Below are 19271 nucleotides of genomic sequence, written 5' to 3' on the forward strand. Positions count from 1 at the left end.
ATCGGAAGCTTCAGAAGAGGAATATCCCGGTGTCTTTCAAACGCTTCGACGAACGCCTGAACCAGATGCAATGGCAGCCCCAGTCCGGCCCGTCGCCGCAGATCGTTGACAGTGTGATTGCCGACCGCGCGCCGCTGGCGATCCGTGGCGTGGAGTTCACGCTGGCGGGCGCCATTCTGGGCATCCTGATCGGTGTCGGCCTCAAGGGGATCTATACGCCCGGCGCGCCCTGGGGACCCAATACCGGCCAGATCGGGCTGCTGATCGGCGGCGCCTCTCTCGCCGGGGCGGCGGCCTCTATTGCGCTGGCCGCCTATGCGGTGCTGCGCCGCCACGATATGCCGCGACTGATGCAGTTTGCCTCGATGAACCTGCTGATCATCGTGATGCTGCTGCTGGGCTGATCGTTTCGCAGGCGCCCTGACCGCCGATCACTCGGCGGCGATTTTGATCACCGGTTCCATCTGGGCCAGTTCGGCATCGTCGAGATGGCATTTCACCTGATGGCCCCCCGCAAGGGTTCGGACCGGCGGAACCTCGCGTTCGCAGAGCCCATCGGCCACCTTCGACTTCCAGCGGCAGCGGGTCTGAAACGGGCAGCCGGGCGGCGGGTTCATCGCCGAGGGAATATCGCCTTCCAGCACGATATGGCGTTTCTCAACCGAGGTATCGGCGATCGGCACGGCGCTCAGCAGCGCCTCTGTATAGGGGTGATAGGGCGGGGCAAAGACCTGATCGGTGGTGCCCAGTTCCACCACATGGCCGAGATACATCACCATCACCCGGTCGCTGAGATAGCGCACAATGCTGAGGTCGTGGGAGATGAACAGGAGCGTTGTCTTCTCCTTGCGCTGGATTTCCATCAGAAGATCGGTGACCGCCGCCTGCACCGAGACATCCAGCGCCGAGACCGGCTCATCCGCCACCACGATGCGGGCGCCACCGGCAAAGGCGCGGGCAATGCCGACGCGCTGTTTCTGCCCGCCTGACAGCTGGCGCGGCATCCGGTCGGCAAAGGCCCGCGGCAGCTTGACCAGATCCAGCAGCTCCAGCATCCGCTCCCGGCGCGCCGCCGTGCTGTCGCCGATGCCAAAGATTTCCAGCGCCCGCATGATCTGACGGCCCACGGTCATCGAGGGGTTCAGCGTGTCGAACGGGTTCTGAAACACCATCTGCACATCGGACACCGTGCGGGTGTCGCGCTGTTCGATCGGGGTGGCTTCGATATTCTTGCCATCCAGTTCGATGGCGCCATCGGTCGCGGTCTCCAGCCCCATCAGCACCTTGGCAAAGGTGGATTTGCCGCAGCCGCTCTCGCCGACGATGGCCAGGGTCTCACTCTCCCGGGCCTCGAAGCTCAGGGTTTCGTTGGCCTTCACCACCTTGCGCGCGCCGCTGTCAAACAGCGCATTGGCCGAGACCTCGTAATATTTGCGCAGATTGTCGATTTTCAGGACCACCTTGCCGACCTCGGGTTTTTCCTTTTGCACAGCGGCGGCAATCGGGGCGTTCCAGTCGATTTCATCATGGCGCAGACAGCGGGTATGGTGGCGGTCGTTGCCATGGACGGCTGCCATCGGAATATCCTGGGCATCACAGCGCCCGGCCACGAAATAGTCGCAGCGCGGGCCGAAGTTGCAGCCGGGCGGGCGTTCGTGGGGCAGCGGGAAATTGCCGGGGATCGCCACCAGGGGGCGGGCATTCTTATCCGCGCCGGGCAGCGGGATCGAGCGGAACAGCGCCTGGGTATAGGGATGCTGCATCTCGTCGAACACATCATGGATGGAGCCGCGCTCCACCGCCTCGCCGGAATACATCACACAGAGCCGGTCGCAGGTTTCCAGCACCAGCCCGAGGTTGTGGCTGATGAACAGCATTGAAGTGCCGTATTTCTTGCCCAGATCCTTTACCAGCTCGACCACGGCGGCCTCCACCGTCACGTCGAGCGCGGTGGTCGGCTCATCAAGGATCAGCAGCGCCGGTTTCGACATCAAGGCCATGGCGATCACGATACGCTGCTGCTGGCCGCCCGACAGCTGATGCGGAAAGGAATTCAGCATCCGCTCAGGGTCGGGCAGGCGGACATCGCTCACCACCTCCAGCGCGCGCCGATAGGCCTCTTCCTTGCTGACGCCCTCGTGGATCATCGGCACTTCCATCAGCTGCTTGCCGATCTTCATCGCCGGATTGAGCGAGGCCATCGGCTCCTGATAGATCATCGCGATCTCATTGCCGCGCACATCGCGCAGCTCTTCGGCGCTCATCTCGCTCAGATCGCGGCCCTTGAACTTGATGGAGCCGCCGGTGATGCGGCCGTTCTTGCCCAGATCCTGCATCACGCCAAGCGCCACTGTGGATTTGCCGCAGCCCGATTCCCCGACCAGCCCCACCGCCTCGCCGGGCTGCACGGTGACGGAGAAATCCATCACCGCCGGAATTTCGCGCAACCGGGTGAAAAAGGAGATCGACAGCTTGTCGATTTCGAGGATCGGGCCGTCATAATCTGCCAGTTTGTTCATCGTCTTATCTCCCTGTTGGAGCTGGAAGGGTGGTCTGCCCTTCTTCTGGCCCCAAAATATCCCGGGGGTCCGGGGGCTGGCCCCCGGTCCGACCGGTTCGGATCAATCGCGCAGGCTTTCTTCGCGCAGGCCATCGGCCAGGAGGTTCAGCCCCAGAACCAGGCTCAGCAGCGCCAGGGCCGGCGGCAGCGGCGGGTGCAGGTAGACCGACAGCAGCTTGCGCCCGTCGTTGATGGTGCTGCCCCAGTCAGGGCTTTCCGGTGGCAGGCCCAGTCCGAAAAAGCCCAGCGTGCCGAGGAGGATGGTGGTATAACCGATGCGCAGGCAGAAATCGACGATCAGCGGCCCGCGCGCATTGGGCAGGATTTCCCACAGCATGATGTACCAGGGCCGTTCCCCCCGGGTCTGGGCGGCGGCGACATAGTCGCGGGTCTTGATGTCCATGGTGAGCCCGCGCACGATGCGGAACACGGTGGGCGAATTGACAAAGACAACCGAGACAAAGACCACCAGAATACCGCCCGGCACGTCAAAGAGATCGAGCGGCCAGAAGGTAATCTTGGATCCCGCCTCATTGATCAGCGACAGATAGCCCAGCAGGCCCGGGATCAGCACGACGGCCAGCCAGAGCGCGCTGTGCTGCGGCCGGGTGCGGAAGCGCGAGTGGATCAGCACCCCGACAAAGATCAGCGGAAAGGCAAAGAGCACCACGGCGATATATTGCGGCAGCCCGGTTGCGATGATCTCCGGGGTGACCAGCAGGTAGAACAGCAGGATCACCGGGAAGGCCAGGATCAGGTTGGCGAGGAAGGACAGCACCGTGTCCCACAGGCCGCCGTAATAGCCCGCAGGCAGCCCCAGCGTGATCCCCACCATAAAGGCAAACACCGTGGCCAGCGGCGCGATCTGCACCACCACCCAGGCGCCGTCTATCAGGCGGCTGAAGACGTCGCGCGCCAGGTTGTCACCGCCAAGCAGATACCAGGCCGCAATGCCACTGTCGGCCTCGGCGCCGGGCAGGGGGGTGCCGGGCAGCTTGTTCTTGAGGCCACTGACCTGGGTCAGCGGGTCGTGCGGTGAGATCAGATCCATCGCGCCCAGCACACCGGTAAAGACCCAGAACATCACCAGCGCAAAGCCGATCATACCGATTGGGCTGTCGAACAGCTTGCCATAAAGACCGAGCCGCCGCTTGAAGGTCATCGACACCGCAAACAGCACCACCAGCGCGATCCAGACCGGCAGCAGCAGCCGCGCCATGGCACCGACGATGCCGCCGCTGGCGCCAAACAGCACGCCGAAGAGGATATAGATCAGGATCAGTCCGATCACCGCAAGAAAGCTGAGGCGCACCGCCCTGCCGGCCAGCACATCGGGTGTGGTCGCGAGACCGGCGCTGCCATGGGCGTTGATCATTGTTGTCGGGCTGACCGTGACGATGCTGAGCACCAGCCAGGCAATGATGCAGAGCGCCAGTGCCACCAGGGCAAGGATCAGCACCGGGTTCAGAAAGGCAAGACTTCCGGTCCAGCTGAGAGGGTCCATGCTGCGTTCCTCCTTCAGGAAATCCGGATACGGGGATTGAGATAGACATAGCCAATGTCGGAAATCAGCTGCGTGAGCAGCACGACAACGACAGAGACCACCGAAATCCCCAAGAGCAGTTCGATGTCATTATTGCCAGCCGCCTCGACCAGCGCCCAGCCGAAGCCCTTGTAGTTGAACAGGGTCTCGACAATCACCACGCCGTTCAGCAGCCAGGGAAACTGCAGCATGATCACCGTGAAGGGGGCGATCAGCGCATTCCGCAGCGCGTGACGCATGACGATTTTTGGAAAACTGACGCCCTTGAGCCGGGCGGTACGGATATACTGTGCGGTCATCACCTCGGTCATGGAGGCGCGGGTCATCCGGGCGATGTAGCCGATGCCATAAAGGGCGATGGTCAGTACCGGCAGGAAGAAGTTTTCGAAATTGGCGTCGACCATCGCCGAATTTGCGGTGCCCTTGAACCATTTCAAGCCAACGGCAGAGGAGGTGAAGACCGCCATGAAGATCACACCGGAGACATATTCCGGGGTTGCCGTGGTCAGGATCGAGGCGGTTGACAGTGTGCGGTCCGTGACGGAGCCTTCGCGCATCCCGGCCAGGATCCCGATCAAGAGCGCCGAGGGCACCATCAGGATCAGCACCCACATCATCAGAAAACCGGTATTGCCAAGGCGCGTTGCAATGATGGAACTGACATCATCCTTGAAAACGCTCGAATGGCCCCAGTCGCCCTGAAGAATGCCGCAGAAACGTGGGGCAGCTGCGGCCTCTTCGGCGGGTTGAACCCCGGTGATGCAGCGCCCTGTGGTCCCCTCATCTGTCACCGTGGTCCAGCCCGGCAGCACTCCCAGCCATTGGCCGTATTTCACCGGCATCGGTTGCAGATACCCTCCCTTTTCCAGCCAGCTGGCGACCGCCTCGTCCGACATGCGGAAGTTGCCTTGGGTCTTGGCGAGTTTTTCAAGGTTCGGGTAGAGATTGGTCAGCGTGAAGACGATGAAGGTCAGGCAGAGCGCGGTCAGGATCATGATCCCGACGCGCCTGAGGATGAACAGTCCCATGGAATGCTCCCGTTGGTGGCTGTACGCCTTGAGTTAGGCCAATGGTCAGGCCGCAGTCGGCGGCCTGCCAGGCTTTTGAGCGTTTTCTTGCGGCCAGAAGCTTTGGGCCGCGCCGTGCGGCGCGGCCCGCTGTGTCAGATCAGGCCTTGAAAGCCCATTTGTAGATCTGGGGCAGATCGGCGATGTGCTTGTCGACGCCGACCACATTGTCGGTGTGGTGGCGGATGGCGGTCCGCCAGAAGGGCTGGATGGTAACGCCTTCGTCAATCATGATGGCCTGTAGCTTGGCCATGACTTCGCGCCGTTTATCGACATCTGCAAGTGCGTTGGCTTCGGCCAGCAGGCTGTCGAACTCTTCATTCGCAAAACCGGCTTCGTTCCAGGCTTCGCCGGAGCGGTAAGCCAGTCCCAGAACCTGGGTGCCGAGCGGGCGGTGGTTCCAGTTGGTGGAGCTGAACGGGTATTTCGCCCAGTCGTTCCAGAAGGTCGAGCCGGGCAGAATGGTCCGTTTGACCTTGAAGCCCGCGTCACGCAGCTGGGCTGCGACCGCGTCGGTCGTGTTGCGGCGCCAGTCGTCGTCGATGGAGTGCAGCTCGTGCTCATAATCGAGCATGCCTGCCTCTTCCATCAGCGCCTTGGCCTTGGCCGGGTCAAACGGCAGCCGCGTCACAGTCGGGTCATGTTCGGGGTGCATCGGGCCGACATGGCAGTTGTCTGCCGGAATGCCATAGCCGGACATGCCCAGTTCAAGGCAGACGGTGTTGTCCACCGCCATGGCAATCGCCTGGCGCACGCGCTTGTCGGCATAAGGCTTGGTGCCGTTGACCTCGGCCAGCTGGTTGGGGCGGATCACGATGGTGAAGCCGGAGGCGATTTCCGAGCGGTTCAGGCCGATGCCGTCAAAGATATCGACGTATTCCCCCACGGATTCCCAGTTCATATCAATTTCTTCGGCCTCATAGGCCGCCAGGAACGACGCCGGATCGGTGCCGTAATCAATGAATTCGATCCGGTCCAGATAGCCGCCTTTGCCCGCTGCGGTGCCCCACCATTCGTGGTCTTCGTTGCGTACGAGGACGCCTTTCACGCCGACTTCCATCGACTCAGGCAGCATGTAGCCGGTGCCGATGGGGTTCTCCAGCATGGTGTCGCCGGTATGGCTGGCATGGGTGATCTGCGCGGGATAATCAGCCATCCCCGGAATGATGGTGATGTCCGGGGTGTTGGTTTTCAGCAGCACGGTATGGCTGTCGACAACGGTGATGGCGCCTTCGGCGGCTTGGCCGGTCTCCGCGTCGATCAGCGACGCCATACGGCCTGCCATCGAGTTGCCCTCGACGCTCTTGTCGCACCAGCCGGTGATGTTGCGGGCCACGTCCTCTGCGGTGAAATCGTCGCCATTGTTCCACTTCACCCCTTTGCGGACATGCAGGGTGAACTCGGTCGCGTTTTCGTTGACGTCCCAGCTTTCCAGCAGCAGCGGCTCAAAGGAGCCATCGCTGTTGTATTCAACCAGGAATTCCAGCCAGCCGGAGGTAAAGGTTGCGATCTGCGCCCAGTCATAGGTGCGCGGATCCTTCAGGGCGCGCACTTCCATCTGCATGCGCAGGGTGCCGCCGGTCTGTTCATGACCTGCGGCCTGAACAGGGGCGTCAAGCCCAAGGAGGCCGTATGCCGCAGCCGAACTGACGCCAAGCGCGGTGGCGCGGACCATGAATTCGCGTCGATCCATCTTCCCAGCAAGGGTTTCTGTCGCATACATCTTTGCCGCCGGGTGGATATCGGTCCCGGTGATGGTGTCTTTTGTCATGTGGCTCTCCCTGTTGCACCGCAAGTTTTCGCTTTTGGAACGGCGGGCCATCTGAGCTGGCTGGCGCCGTTTGAGGTGCTGTGTTCAAAGATTGTTTCCCCGTCTGATCATTCGGCCCCAGATCGCGGGTGAGGTCAATGTAAGAAGTCGACGTTTCACATGACTTTTGCGACATTGTTGGTGTCGGTTTTGTGTTTTTCCCCAAGGGAGGCCAGTCCGAAAGTTTTAGTACTGGGCATATGTGCACAGTTAGCCGGTAGGCCGCGCGTCTGTGGCCGGGGTGACTCGTGGACGTTTAGCGCGGTCCAGGGGCTGGGGAATTCGGCGCGAGGTGGGGCAGGCGCGCAGGCGCGGCGTCGCTGCGCCCTCGGTGGACACGGTGCGGGGGAGATCTGGTGTCGGCCCGATATCTCAGGCGGCGCGTTTCAGCTTTTCGCGCGCCTGTTTGCGCAGACGGCTTGGGGTTTCACCGGTGTGCTGGGTGATGAAGCGGGTGAAATAGGCGGCGCTGCCAAAACCGAGGGTCGAGGCGATATCGCGCATCGGCAATTCAGAGTTGATCAGCAGGCTGCGCGCCGCGTGCAGCTGGCGCTCGGTCAGCAGAGCGCCCGCCGTCTTGCCGGTTTCGGATTTGCAGACGCGGGTCAGATGTGTTGGCGTCACATTCAGCGCGGCGGCATGATCGGCCATGCTGGCATGTTGGGCATAGCATTCGACAATGCGCCCGCAATAACCCTGAGCCAGCCGCTGGGCAGCGGTGGGTTTGCCGCTGGTGCTGCTGCGTTCCGCCATCAGGCGGCGGATGTGGATTGCGATCAGCGTGCCATGGGCCTGCATCGCGCGATACCACAGCGCGGGGCGATCCTGCTGTTCGGCCTGCATGGCCTGGAACATGCTGTTGATCACCGCCTGATCCTGAGCATCGGGGATGCGCAGCGTGTCGGCGGCATCGGGGAAATCCATCGGGGTCGAGGTGGGCACATTCATGACCTGGCCGATGCACTGTCGCCCCAGTTCCAGCGACCACAGGGTCCCGGCCGGAACAAAGATTGCGCTGTTGGGGCCAAAGCCACGCTGCTGCCCGTTCAGAAAGACCCGCCCCTGGCCACGGGTGATCCAGATCAGCAGATTTTCGGGGCGGTCATGTGCCAATTCGACCTGCCAAGGCCCATCGGGAGTCAGCTGCGACAGCGGTGCGACTGTGATCTCGCCGATATGGGTGGGGTCAAAAGGCATAGGCTGGTTGATATGTGATGCTCGTATTTTCGGTTGGCGCAAATGGACATGAAAAATTGATTCTGGCAAGTTTTTGCCGAAAAATGCTTAAGGATTTAATAGAATTGCAGGTCTCTGCATGGGGTTTGGGCAACAATGTGCGTATGACGCGCGGTCATCTGGACATTTTGTCCACATCTGTTCCGCGCACCGTGCCGCCGATGTCATTCTGGCCAGCGGAAGCGCTATCGACCGGACGCAAGCCGGGGTGCCGGGCAGTACCAAGGCGGCGTTCAGACGGTGTTTTCGAGGCTGTTCGGACGGCCCTCAGGCCGGACGGTAGGGCGTCCACTGCTTCATTCGCGCGCGGAACCAAGTGCGCTGACGTTTGGCAAACTGCCGGGTCGCAACCGAGGCCCGCTCCCGCGCCTCCGCCTCGGTCATCGCGCCCAGGTAATGCGCCATCAGCTCCGGCACGCCAATTGCGCGGCAGGAGGGCAGCGCGGGATCATAGCGATCCTGCATGGCGGCAATCTCCTCCATCGCACCGGCCTCCATCATCGCATCAAAGCGGCGGCGGATGCGCGCTTCGAGCCAGTCCTTGTCGGTGTCAAAAACAATCGCGGTGCAGCGATCCAGTGGCAGCGGCGGCGGCGGTGTTTCGGCCTGCCAGTCGGCCAGGCCACGACCGGTCGCAGTCAGCACCTCATAGGCGCGCTGCACCCGGGCGCGATTGAGAAGGTCGATCCGCTCAGCCGTCGCGGCATCCAGCGCCGCGCGCATATCCTCAAGCGACAGCAGATCGGCCTGCGCCCGGACCTCGGCCGGGGTGGCAGGGATCTCCGCAAGGCCCTGCGTGAGGGCGCTGAAATAAAGCCCGGTGCCACCGACGATGATCGGACGGGGGCCGTGGTCCAGCAGCGGCAGCACCTCGCGCAGCCAATGCCCGACGGAATAGTCGGCGTCATAAGGCTGGTGGCCATAGAGCAGATGCGGGGCCTGTGCCTCTTCCTCGGGGGAGGGGCGGGCGGTGATCACCCGCCAGCAGTCATAGACCTGACTGGCATCGGCATTGACGATCACGCCGCCCTGAGCTTCGGCGATCTGAAGCGCCAGCGCCGATTTGCCGGAGGCGGTTGGCCCGGCGATCAGCACCGGCTGGTGGGGCGGGATGTCTGGCAGCTGGGTTGCGGTGGTCATGCGGGCGTCCTGTTCTTTGGATGTTCTGCGGCGCGCGGAGCTTTGCTGCGGTGGGGCGCCGAAAAACATCTCAGGCCGCATTGATCCTGCCGCCGATTTGCTTCATTTTGCGCGCAAATTAACCCCGTCATATTCCGGAGCGCAACATGCCCCTTACAAACGATCAGCCGGAGGCCACGCCGGCGGCAACCTATAAACGTGTGATGCTGAAAATCTCAGGCGAGGCGCTGATGGGGGACCAGGGGTTTGGCCTGCATCCGCCGACCGTCCAGCGCATCGCGCAGGAGGTGAAATCCGTGCGAGACATGGGCGTGGAGATCTGCATGGTGATCGGCGGCGGCAATATCTTCCGCGGGTTGTCCGGCTCGGCCCAGGGGATGGAGCGGACAACGGCCGACTATATGGGGATGCTGGCCACGGTGATGAATGCGCTGGCGATGCAGTCGGCGCTGGAAGGTCTGGGTGTCTTTACCCGGGTGATCTCGGCCATTCGCATGGATGAGGTGGCCGAGCCCTACATTCGCCGCCGCGCCGTGCGTCACCTTGAAAAGAAACGGGTCTGCATTTTTGCCGCAGGCACCGGCAACCCCTATTTCACCACCGATACCGCGGCCACGCTGCGCGCCAATGAGATGGCCTGCGAGGCGATCTTTATGGGTAAGAATGGCGTCGATGGTGTCTATGACAAGGATCCCGCGCAGCATGACGACGCGGTGCGTTATGACACCATCAGCTACGACGAGGTTCTGGCCAAGCGGTTGAAGGTGATGGATGCCTCGGCCATTGCGCTGGCGCGCGACAACAACCTGCCGCTGATGGTGTTCCCGCTGGATGAGCCGGGCGGCTTCCGGGGAATTCTGGCGGGCAAGGGGACCTACACGAAGGTTCACGGCTAACCGCGTCGGGGTGGGCGGGGCGCACTTGCCCTTGCCACATGCACAATGAACCGCGCGCCCGGATCGAGATCCGGCGCGCGGTTTTTTCATGTGGCGCGCGGCGCTGGCGGCGGGTCTTGTGCGGCGGCGGCTGACCGGCTGCGGTGCCGGGCCGTCCTGGAGAAGGGCAGAACCCTGCCTGTGGCCGCTTCAAATCTGCGGCAAGATCGCTATACAACGCCGCACCAATGTCTTATGAGCAATGCAAACACCGCCTCAAGTCAGGGGAGAGCAGAATGTCTGACGATTTTATTCTCGATACCGATGATCTACAGCGCCGCATGGATGGTGCCATGGCCAATCTCAGAACCGAATTCGCGTCGCTGCGGACCGGTCGTGCCTCCGCCTCGATGCTGGAGCCCGTGATGGTGGACGCCTATGGCTCGATGACGCCGATCAACCAGGTTGGCACCGTCAACGTGCCGGAGCCGCGCATGGTCACCATCAACGTCTGGGACAAGGCGCTGGTCGGCAAGGTGGAGAAGGCGATCCGCGAATCCGGCCTGGGCATCAACCCGCAGCTTAACGGCACCATCATCATGCTGCCGATCCCGGAGCTGAACGAGGAGCGCCGCCGCGAGCTGACCAAGGTTGCCGGCCAGTACGCCGAACACGCCCGCGTATCGATCCGCAACGTGCGCCGCGATGGGATGGACCAGATCAAGAAAGCCAAGGCCGACGGCATGTCCGAGGACGACCAGAAGCTCTGGGAAGGCGAAGTTCAGGAGCTGACCGACAAGATGATTAAGGTTGTCGACGCGGCTCTGGAAACCAAACAAGCCGAAATTATGCAGGTCTGACACCTGCTTATGTCACAGAGCACAGACACCGTCCTGGCGCCGGATGAGAGCGACCTCGCACCGGAACGCGGCCCGAAACATGTTGCCATCATCATGGATGGCAATGGCCGCTGGGCACAGGCGCGGGGCCGTCCGCGTCTGTTCGGTCACCACGCGGGCGCCAAACGGGTGCGCGAGGTGGTGGAATGCTGCCCCGCGCTGGGGGTGAAATACCTCACCATCTTTGCCTTTTCGACCGAGAACTGGAAGCGCACACAGGTGGAGGTCGCAGGCCTCATGAGCCTGTTCCGCCGCTATATCTCCAAGGAGATGAAAGCGCTGTCGCAGCGCAATGTCCGGGTCCGTTTCATCGGGGACCGGGTGCGGCTGGACAAAAAGCTGGTCGCGCTGATGGACCAGCTGGAGCAGGAGACCGCCTGCAATGACGGTACCCACCTGACCATCGCGCTGAATTATGGCAGCCGTGACGAGGTGGCGCGGGCCACCAAACGGCTGGCCGAGGATGTGGCAGCGGGGCGCCTGAACCCTGCGGATGTGGATGAGGAAACCCTGCCACGTTATCTCGATACCCATGTGTTGCCCGATCCAGATCTGGTCATCCGCACCAGCGGTGAAGCGCGGATCTCCAACTTTCTGCTGTGGCAGTCGGCCTATGCGGAATATGAGTTCATCGACACGCTGTGGCCGGATTTCACCGCCGACGAGATGGACCGGCTGTGCCGCAGCTACGGGCAGCGGGATCGCCGGTTTGGCGCGGTGAAGACATGAGCGCCGCGGGACGTTGGGCCGATCTGATGCCGCGGGTGATCTCCGCCATCGTAATGATCGTCGTGGGTGGCTGGGCCGTGTGGCGCGGGGGCGTGGTGTTTGACCTGCTGATCGCGGCGGCCTGTGGTGGCATGATCTGGGAATTGCTGCGCATGGTGGTGCCTGATCGTCAGGGGCTGGCGCTGCCGCTCGGCGTTCTGTCGATGGGGGCGGTGCTGGCCGCAGCGCTGATGGGCGGCGGCTGGGCGCTTGGCCTGCTGCTGATACCGGCGCTGCTGGGCGCGCTGGCCATCGACATCCGCCGGGGCATTTACATCGGTTTCGCGCTTTGGGTGCTGTTCGCGGCCTATGCGTTCATCTGGATGCGCAGCGCGCTGGGGCTGGATTGGATGATCTGGCTGATCTCGGTTGTGGTGGCCACGGATATTGCGGGCTATTTCGCGGGTAAGACCTTTGGCGGGCCGAAATTCTGGCCGCGTGTGAGCCCGAAGAAAACCTGGTCCGGCACCTCTGCGGGCTGGATCGCGGCCGCAGCTGTTGGTGCGGTCTTTGCGGTGCAGGGCGGGCTTGGCTTTGGCGTCGTGCTGTTGTCGGTGCTAGTCTCCATGGCCAGCCAGGCCGGTGACGTTGCCGAAAGCGCGCTGAAACGGAAGATGGCTGTGAAGGATTCCAGCGGCCTGATCCCGGGCCACGGCGGGCTGTTCGACCGCTTTGACGGTATGCTGGGCGCGGCGGCCATGGTGCTGCTGGTACTCAGCCTGTGGGGTTTGCCCGGCGGGACGATCTGATGCGCAAGATCTCGATTTTCGGGGCCACCGGGTCCATTGGTCAGAATACGATTGACCTGATCCGGCGGGCCCCCGGTGACTACAATGTGGTGGCGCTGACCGGTGGCGCCAATATTGCCCAGCTGGCACAGGATGCCAGAGCGCTGCGTGCCGATATCGCCGTGACCGCCTATGATGACAAGCTGCCGGAGCTGCGGGCCGCCCTGGACGGTTCGGGCATCGTGGCGGCCGCCGGGCAGGCGGCGCTGGTCGAGGCGGCGTCGCGACCTGCGGATTGGGTCATGTCGGCGATTGTCGGCGCGGCTGGCCTTGCTCCGGGGCTCGAGGCGCTGAAGCAGGGCGCGACTCTGTCGCTGGCGAATAAGGAATCGCTGGTTTGCGCCGGAGCGCTGCTGCTGGAGACCGCCCGCAGCCATAATGCGCGGCTCCTGCCCGTGGACAGCGAACATTCGGCGGTGTTTCAGGGGCTGGTCGGTGAAGACATCGCGGCGGTGGAACGTGTGGTGATCACCGCCTCTGGCGGGGCGTTTCGCGACTGGCCGCTGGAGCAGCTGAAGACCGCCACGGTGGCACAGGCCTCCTCGCATCCCAATTGGGACATGGGCCAGCGGATCACTATCGACAGTGCGTCCATGTTCAACAAGGCGCTGGAAGTCATTGAGACCCGTGAGTTTTTTCGCGTCGATCCAGACCAGATCGAAGTGGTGGTGCATCCTGAATCCATCGTTCACGCGCTGGTCGGTTTTCGCGACGGTGCGCTGATGGCGCATCTCGGCGCGCCGGATATGCGCCATGCCATTGGTTATGCGCTGCATTGGCCCGAACGGCGCGAGCTGCCTGTGGAGCGGCTGGATCTGGCGCGGCTGGCGCAGCTGACGTTTCGGGCGCCTGATCCCGCGCGCTATCCGGCATTGCGGCTGGCCTATGATGTGATGGCGCGGGGCGGGCTGATGGGGGCGGTGTTCAATGCCGCCAAGGAACGGGCGCTGGATCATTTCATCGCCGGGCGCATCGGCTTTCTGGACATGGCCGAAGTGGTGGCGCGGGTGCTGGATCAATTTGACAGTGCAGATCGCGGGCTAGATGAGGCAATGACACTTGATACGGTGCGCCGGACCGACCATCTCGCCCGTATGGACGCCGACAATGAAATTTTGAAATATGTAAGGTAAGCCCTTGGATCTCGTCTCCTTTCTTCCGCAGTTTGGCGGGTATCTCTATGTGATTGCCAGCTTTGTGGTGGCCCTGTCGGTGATCGTGGCTGTGCATGAATATGGCCATTACATCGTCGGGCGCTGGTCCGGGATCCATGCCGAGGTCTTCTCGCTGGGATTCGGTCCGGTGCTGTTTTCGCGGGTGGACAAGCGCGGCACCCGCTGGCAGGTGGCGCTGCTGCCGTTTGGTGGCTACGTGAAGTTCCTTGGTGATGCGGATGCGGCCTCGGGCAAGGATAGCGCGGCAATGGCGGATGCGGCGGCTGATCCGGTGGCGCTGCGGCGCACGATGCACGGCGCGCCGCTTTGGGCGCGGGCGGCCACCGTCGCGGCGGGGCCGGTGTTCAACTTCATCATGTCCGCGCTGATTTTTGCCGGTGTTTTCATGGTGCAGGGCACCATGCGCGATCCGCTGACGGTGGAGCGGCTGGTGCCGCTGCCGGGGCTGCAAACCGGCCTGCGCGAAGGTGACGCGCTGTTGCAGATCAACGGTGTCGATGTTCCCTCGCTGGAGGATAACACTGCCTTTGCGGCCTTCCGCGATGCGGTGCCGGAACAGCAGCCGCTAACCTATACCGTGCTGCGCGACGGCCAGCAGACCGAGGTCGAAGGACCGTATCCCTGGCCGCCGCATGTGCGTGGCGTGGCACCGCGCAGTGCCGCGTCTGACATCGACCTGCAGCCGGGCGATGTGATCACCGCCGTGGATGGCGCGCCGATCTTTGCCTTTGACCAGCTGAAACGTGCGGTTGAAAGCGCCGAGGGCAAGGTGTTGCTGCTGAAGGTCTGGCGCGCTGGCGAAGAGTTCGAGATGGCTCTGGCGCCCCGCCGTGTGGATGAGCCGCAGGCGGATGGCGGCTTTGCCACCCGCTGGCGTATGGGCATTGTCGGTGGTCTGGCGTTTGAGCCTGCGACCGAGAGCCTGGGCCTTGGAGAGGCGCTTGGCGGTGGCGCGGCGCAGGTCTGGGGCGTGGTCGAAATGTCGCTTTCCGGGCTGAAACATATGATCACCGGTGCGATCAGCACCTGCAACCTGTCGGGTCCGATTGGCATTGCCGAGACCTCTGGTGCGATGGCAAGCCAGGGGGCGGCCAGCTTCATTCGGTTTATCGCCGTGCTCTCCACTGCCGTTGGCCTGCTGAACCTGTTCCCGATCCCGGCGCTGGATGGCGGGCATCTGATGTTCTACGCCTATGAGGCGGTGACCGGTAAGCCGCCGAATGATGCGGTGATGCGGGTACTGATGGCGGTTGGTATCTCCGCCATCCTCAGCCTGATGATGTTTGCGCTTTTCAACGATATCTTCTGCTAGGCGCTTTCTTGCCGACCGGCCACGATCCGGCTGGTCGGCAGATCCCGCAGCAGCAGGGCGCGCCAAACTGTCGCCACATTCCCCTGTTAATCCTTTGGTAAGCCGCCGGTGGGCAGCGGTGCCGCAGATCGCGGCGCGGTTGTGGCGGATGTGGGATCTTTTTTTAGATAAACGGGAGAGTGGACGCCATGAGCAGCCTGCATATTACCAATACGGGATTGGGTCTTTTTATGCGCCTGAACTGGGACCGCGCCATGTCTGTGGCGACGATTTTGGGAGCGCTGGTGGCCGGGGCCTGGATCGGCAGTCTCTGAGTTTTCAACCTGTTGCAAGCAATCTGGCGCGTGGGGTCATCCCGCGCGCCTTTTTGTTGTTTTTGACAAGCGCTGATAAACCCGATACGCACGGATTAAGCTGTAAAAAAATCGGGTTTTGACTGATGGTTCGGGGGAAGCACACAGGTAGATCCTGTGGGGGGCGCAAATTAGGTGCCCATATTTTGTATAGAAACGCATCTGCTGTAGCGCTGGCTGTTGCCTTGGGATTTGTCCTGACGCCAGAGTTCGCGGTGGCGCAGAGCTATAGTTTCACAAACGTTCAGGTCGAGGGCAATCAACGCATCCAGACCTCAACAATTGTGGCCTATACCGGCATTGAGCGGGGCAAATCGGTGAGCGCCGGGCAGCTCAACGATGCCTATCAGCGCATTCTGGACAGCGGCGTATTCGAAAGCGTCGAGATTGTTCCGCAGGGCAATACGCTGGTGATCAAGGTCACCGAATTTCCGACCATCAACAAGATCAGCTTTGAAGGCAATCGCCGCATCAAGGACGATGCCATGGCCGAGCTGATCGAATCGGCGCCGCGCCGGGTATTCAACCCCACGGTCGCCGAGCGTGATGCCTCCAATCTGGCCGAAGCCTATGGTGCACAGGGACGTCTGGCCACAACCGTGACACCGCGCATCATCCGGCGCAGCGACAACCGTGTCGATCTGGTGTTCGAAATCTCCGAAGGTGACACCATCGAGGTCGAGCGCGTGTCCTTCATCGGCAACCGCGTCTATTCCGATCGTCGTCTGCGCCGCGTGCTGGAGACCAAACAGGCCGGTCTGCTGCGCACCTTCATCCGCGCCGATACGCTGATCGAGGACCGTCTGGAATTCGACAAGCAGGTGCTGCGCGATTTCTACCTGTCGCGCGGCTATGTTGACGTGCGTATCAACAGCACCAATGCCGAGGTAACCGAAGAACGCGACGCCGCCTTCCTGGTGGTGGATATCAGCGAGGGCCAGAAGTTCGAGTTTGGCGAAATCTCGGTCACCAGCGAGATGTCGGAAGCTGACGCCGATGAGTTCCGCAAGGTTCTGAGGGTCCGCCCCGGGGTAACCTATTCGCCGAGCGTGGTGGAAAATGCCATCCGGCGCCTGGAAACATATGCGATCCGCAAGGGGATTGATTTCCTGCGGGCCGAGCCGCGGATCAGCCGCAATGATCGCGAGCTGACGCTGGACGTGGATTTTGTGCTGACCCGTGGCCCGCGCGTGTTCGTTGAGCGGATCGACATCGAAGGCAACACAACCACGCTGGACCGGGTGATCCGTCAGCAGTTCCGCACCGTCGAGGGCGACCCGTTCAATCCGCGCGAAATCCGCGAAAGCGCTGAACGCATCCGTGCGCTGGGGTTCTTTGAAACCGCCGAGGTGGACGTGCGCGAAGGCAGCAGCGCCGGTGAGGTGGTTGTCGATGTGGACGTCGAGGAAAAGCCGACGGGTGCACTGAGCCTTGGTGGTGCCTACTCGGTCAACGACGGCTTCGGTCTCAGCATCGGCCTGTCGGAGAACAACTTCCTTGGTCGGGGGCAGCGCCTGTCGTTCAACATCTCGACCGCTCAGGACGCCGAGGAATACACGCTTGGCTTCACCGAGCCCTATCTTCTGGGGCGCGACCTGCGTCTTGATCTGGATCTGGGTCTGTCTGAGACGGATTCCAGCTTTGCGCTTTACGACACCAAACGTGCGTTCTTCTCGCCCGCGCTGACCTTCCAAACCTCGGAAAACAGCAGCCTTCAGATCCGGTACACCTGGGATGAGGATGAGATGATCACCCGTGGTGATGATTCCGCCGGGATCCCGCTGGCCGGTCCTGTGGTTCGAAGCGAGATCAACCAGGGTGCGATCAACGCCAGTTCCATCGGCTTTACCTATACTGTTGACAGCCGCCTGAACGGACTGGATCCGAATTCGGGCTATCTGTTCCAGGTTGGGGCCGATTATGCCGGGCTTGGCGGGGATTCCGAATATCTGCGCACCACCGCAAAGATCATCGCCCAGCGTCGTGTCTTCAACGAAGAGGTGACATTGCGGGCAACGATCGAGGCAGGCGCCTTTGCCTGGCAGGGGGATGGCTTCAGCCGCTCCATTGATCGGTTTGTCCTGTCGCCCAATATCCTGCGTGGTTTTGAACCGGGTGGTATCGGTCCACGGGACCAGTCGCCCAATGGCGCAGGCGGGACCTATAACGACTTCCTCGGCGGCAACTATTACGCGGCGGCCCGCTTTGATGCGGAATTCCCGCTGGGCCTGCCGGAAGAGATCGGCCTGCGAGGCGGTCTGTTCTATGATGTGGGCAACCTCTGGGGTCTGAACAATGCCGATACCGGCGCGGCGGGCGGCAATATTGTCGGGCGCGGCGGGTCGTACCGTCATGTGGTCGGCTTCTCGCTGTTGTGGACAACCGGATTTGGTCCTTTGCGGTTCAATTTCTCCAAGGCGCTGAAGAAAGAAGACTTCGACCAAGAGCAGAGCTTTGATTTGACGTTGCAGGCGCGGTTCTGATCGCAATGACACGAGCTGTGGACACACGGCACACGGGGGCGCTGGCTGAGATGCTGGCGCCTTTTGTGCGCGGGCTTGCGATGCTGCCGCTGCTGGTGCTGCCTGCGATGGCGCAGGAGACGGCATTACCGGGGGCGGGCTTTGCCTTTGGCGAGACATTGCAGCTGGGCGCACCGCAGACCGGGCTGCTGACCATCCAGTCCGAGCGGCTCTATGCCGAGAGCGCCTTTGGTCAGCGTGTTTCCCAGGAACTGGATGCCGAGGGTGCGGTCCTGACGGCCGAAAACCGCCGGATCGAGGCGGAGCTGCGTGCAGAGGAACTTGAGCTGACCGAGCGTCGCAGCAGCATGGATCCTGCGGCGTTTCGCGCGCTGGCCGATGCTTTTGACAAAAAGGTGCAGGAAACCCGTCGTCAACAGGATCAGAAACTGCGCGATATCAATCAGATCGGCGAAGATGCACGGCGTGATTTCTTCACCGCTTCGCTGCCTGTGCTGCAACAGATCATGTTGGAAGCCGGGGCTGGAGCCATTCTGGAACACGCCAGCGTGTTTCTGAGCGCAGATGCCGCGGATGTCACCGATCTGGCGATCGCGCGGGTGAACGAAGTGCTCGGCGACGGGCGTGAGAGCCTGCCCGAGGCCACCGGCGAATAGGCTTACCGCGCCCGGCTGGCGATTGCCTCAGGCGGAGGCAGGGCGCCGACCGTGCAGCCATCGCCGGGTCTGCCGCTTGCCGAAGCTGTGGGCAGTTGCTAGGACATACCTAACATTCAGAAAACGGGGAAACCGCAATGACAACCGAGCTGAAAAGCGCCGACATTCACCTGATCCAGCGGATCCTGCCGCATCGCTACCCGTTTCTGCTGGTCGACAAGGTGGTCGAGATCGACGGCTATTCCTCGGCCTGCGGGATCAAGAACGTCACCATGAACGAACCGCATTTCCAGGGCCATTTCCCGGGCACGCCGATTATGCCGGGCGTCACCATCGTCGAGGCGATGGCACAGACTGCGGGCGTGATGCTGGGCGTAGGCATGGATATGATCGACACCGAGCTGCTGATCTATTTCATGAACATCGACAAATGCAAATTCCGCCGCAAGGTGATCCCCGGCGATGTGCTGGAGATGCGGGTGGAGACCACAAGGGGCAAGCCCGGTGGCAAGATCTTCAAGTTCAAGGGTGTTGCAACCGTCAATGGTGAGACTGCGGCGGAGGCCGAGTTCTCGGCCATGATCGACGTGCAGAAGGATTGACACA

The 19271-nt window shown here is 62.2% G+C and carries 17 protein-coding genes; 11 read left to right on the forward strand and 6 right to left on the reverse strand.

The features are described from left to right. Positions 1-29: 29 nt before the first annotated feature. A complete protein-coding gene (locus WLQ66_RS05925; protein WP_340545433.1) occupies positions 30-404 on the forward strand; it encodes a hypothetical protein in 375 nt (124 codons plus the stop codon). A gap of 27 nt (positions 405-431) precedes the next feature. Here the strand turns inward: WLQ66_RS05925 and WLQ66_RS05930 are convergent, their stop codons facing one another. The 6 genes from WLQ66_RS05930 to miaA all read right to left on the reverse strand — a co-directional run bounded on the left by WLQ66_RS05930 (position 432) and on the right by miaA (position 9356). Then, on the reverse strand, positions 432-2519 hold the full coding sequence (locus WLQ66_RS05930; protein ID WP_340545434.1) for a dipeptide ABC transporter ATP-binding protein: 2088 nt from the start codon (positions 2517-2519) through the stop codon (positions 432-434). 102 nt (positions 2520-2621) lie between these two features. Further along, on the reverse strand, positions 2622-4064 hold the full coding sequence (locus WLQ66_RS05935) for an ABC transporter permease (RefSeq protein WP_340545435.1): 1443 nt from the start codon (positions 4062-4064) through the stop codon (positions 2622-2624). Positions 4065-4078: 14 nt separating this feature from the next. Next, on the reverse strand, positions 4079-5131 hold the full coding sequence (locus tag WLQ66_RS05940) for an ABC transporter permease (RefSeq protein WP_340545436.1): 1053 nt from the start codon (positions 5129-5131) through the stop codon (positions 4079-4081). A 139-nt stretch (positions 5132-5270) separates the two neighbouring features. After that, positions 5271-6941 (reverse strand): ABC transporter substrate-binding protein, encoded by a 1671-nt coding sequence (locus tag WLQ66_RS05945; protein ID WP_340545437.1) that lies wholly within the window; start codon positions 6939-6941, stop codon positions 5271-5273. Between the two features lie 411 nt (positions 6942-7352). Next, the gene (locus tag WLQ66_RS05950) at positions 7353-8177 is read right to left on the reverse strand and encodes an AraC family transcriptional regulator (RefSeq protein WP_340545438.1); all 825 of its coding nucleotides are present in this window, start codon (positions 8175-8177) and stop codon (positions 7353-7355) included. Positions 8178-8483: 306 nt separating this feature from the next. Further along, on the reverse strand, positions 8484-9356 hold the full coding sequence (gene miaA / locus WLQ66_RS05955; RefSeq protein ID WP_340545439.1) for a tRNA (adenosine(37)-N6)-dimethylallyltransferase MiaA: 873 nt from the start codon (positions 9354-9356) through the stop codon (positions 8484-8486). A 146-nt stretch (positions 9357-9502) separates the two neighbouring features. On the opposite strand from miaA, the gene pyrH reads away from it, so the two are divergent. The 10 genes from pyrH (at position 9503) to fabZ (ending at position 19267) form a co-directional block, all read left to right on the forward strand. After that, positions 9503-10252, forward strand: a complete 750-nt coding sequence (gene pyrH, locus WLQ66_RS05960; RefSeq protein ID WP_340545440.1) for a UMP kinase — start codon at positions 9503-9505, stop codon at positions 10250-10252. Positions 10253-10527: 275 nt separating this feature from the next. Continuing rightward, positions 10528-11091, forward strand: a complete 564-nt coding sequence (gene frr, locus WLQ66_RS05965) for a ribosome recycling factor (protein WP_340545441.1) — start codon at positions 10528-10530, stop codon at positions 11089-11091. Positions 11092-11100: 9 nt separating this feature from the next. Next, positions 11101-11859 (forward strand): undecaprenyl pyrophosphate synthase, encoded by a 759-nt coding sequence (uppS, locus tag WLQ66_RS05970; protein ID WP_340545442.1) that lies wholly within the window; start codon positions 11101-11103, stop codon positions 11857-11859. Then, the gene (locus WLQ66_RS05975; protein ID WP_340545443.1) at positions 11856-12647 is read left to right on the forward strand and encodes a phosphatidate cytidylyltransferase; all 792 of its coding nucleotides are present in this window, start codon (positions 11856-11858) and stop codon (positions 12645-12647) included. The genes uppS and WLQ66_RS05975 overlap by 4 nt, the downstream gene beginning before the upstream one ends. Then, positions 12647-13819, forward strand: coding sequence for a 1-deoxy-D-xylulose-5-phosphate reductoisomerase (gene dxr / locus WLQ66_RS05980; RefSeq protein WP_340545444.1), 1173 nt, complete (start codon positions 12647-12649; stop codon positions 13817-13819). The genes WLQ66_RS05975 and dxr overlap by 1 nt, the downstream gene beginning before the upstream one ends. A gap of 4 nt (positions 13820-13823) precedes the next feature. After that, positions 13824-15173: an RIP metalloprotease RseP gene (gene rseP / locus WLQ66_RS05985; RefSeq protein WP_340545445.1), complete on the forward strand. Its 1350-nt coding sequence runs from the start codon at positions 13824-13826 to the stop codon at positions 15171-15173. Between the two features lie 188 nt (positions 15174-15361). Beyond that, a complete protein-coding gene (locus WLQ66_RS05990) occupies positions 15362-15487 on the forward strand; it encodes a hypothetical protein (RefSeq protein ID WP_340545446.1) in 126 nt (41 codons plus the stop codon). Positions 15488-15612: 125 nt separating this feature from the next. Beyond that, complete coding sequence (gene bamA, locus WLQ66_RS05995) at positions 15613-18009, forward strand: outer membrane protein assembly factor BamA (protein WP_340545447.1); 2397 nt, start codon at positions 15613-15615, stop codon at positions 18007-18009. 5 nt (positions 18010-18014) lie between these two features. Further along, complete coding sequence (locus tag WLQ66_RS06000; protein ID WP_340545448.1) at positions 18015-18665, forward strand: OmpH/Skp family outer membrane protein; 651 nt, start codon at positions 18015-18017, stop codon at positions 18663-18665. 137 nt (positions 18666-18802) lie between these two features. Then, positions 18803-19267 carry a 3-hydroxyacyl-ACP dehydratase FabZ gene (gene fabZ / locus WLQ66_RS06005; RefSeq protein WP_340545449.1) on the forward strand — a complete coding sequence of 155 codons (465 nt, stop codon included), beginning with the start codon at positions 18803-18805 and terminating at the stop codon, positions 19265-19267. Positions 19268-19271 lie beyond the last annotated feature (4 nt).

This window comes from Phaeobacter sp. A36a-5a, from assembly GCF_037911135.1.
Classification (GTDB): Bacteria; Pseudomonadota; Alphaproteobacteria; order Rhodobacterales; family Rhodobacteraceae; genus Phaeobacter; species Phaeobacter bryozoorum.

Coding starts and splice junctions, on each gene's coding strand:
- WLQ66_RS05990 (WP_340545446.1), top strand. CDS start 15,362: ATGAGCAGCCTGCATATTACCAATACGGGATTGGGTCTTTTTATGCGC.
- WLQ66_RS05945 (WP_340545437.1), bottom strand. CDS start 6,941: ATGACAAAAGACACCATCACCGGGACCGATATCCACCCGGCGGCAAAG.
- WLQ66_RS05940 (WP_340545436.1), bottom strand. CDS start 5,131: ATGGGACTGTTCATCCTCAGGCGCGTCGGGATCATGATCCTGACCGCG.
- bamA (WP_340545447.1), top strand. CDS start 15,613: ATGGTTCGGGGGAAGCACACAGGTAGATCCTGTGGGGGGCGCAAATTA.
- WLQ66_RS05975 (WP_340545443.1), top strand. CDS start 11,856: ATGAGCGCCGCGGGACGTTGGGCCGATCTGATGCCGCGGGTGATCTCC.
- WLQ66_RS05935 (WP_340545435.1), bottom strand. CDS start 4,064: ATGGACCCTCTCAGCTGGACCGGAAGTCTTGCCTTTCTGAACCCGGTG.
- frr (WP_340545441.1), top strand. CDS start 10,528: ATGTCTGACGATTTTATTCTCGATACCGATGATCTACAGCGCCGCATG.
- dxr (WP_340545444.1), top strand. CDS start 12,647: ATGCGCAAGATCTCGATTTTCGGGGCCACCGGGTCCATTGGTCAGAAT.
- pyrH (WP_340545440.1), top strand. CDS start 9,503: ATGCCCCTTACAAACGATCAGCCGGAGGCCACGCCGGCGGCAACCTAT.
- miaA (WP_340545439.1), bottom strand. CDS start 9,356: ATGACCACCGCAACCCAGCTGCCAGACATCCCGCCCCACCAGCCGGTG.
- WLQ66_RS06000 (WP_340545448.1), top strand. CDS start 18,015: ATGACACGAGCTGTGGACACACGGCACACGGGGGCGCTGGCTGAGATG.
- fabZ (WP_340545449.1), top strand. CDS start 18,803: ATGACAACCGAGCTGAAAAGCGCCGACATTCACCTGATCCAGCGGATC.
- WLQ66_RS05950 (WP_340545438.1), bottom strand. CDS start 8,177: ATGCCTTTTGACCCCACCCATATCGGCGAGATCACAGTCGCACCGCTG.
- uppS (WP_340545442.1), top strand. CDS start 11,101: ATGTCACAGAGCACAGACACCGTCCTGGCGCCGGATGAGAGCGACCTC.
- WLQ66_RS05930 (WP_340545434.1), bottom strand. CDS start 2,519: ATGAACAAACTGGCAGATTATGACGGCCCGATCCTCGAAATCGACAAG.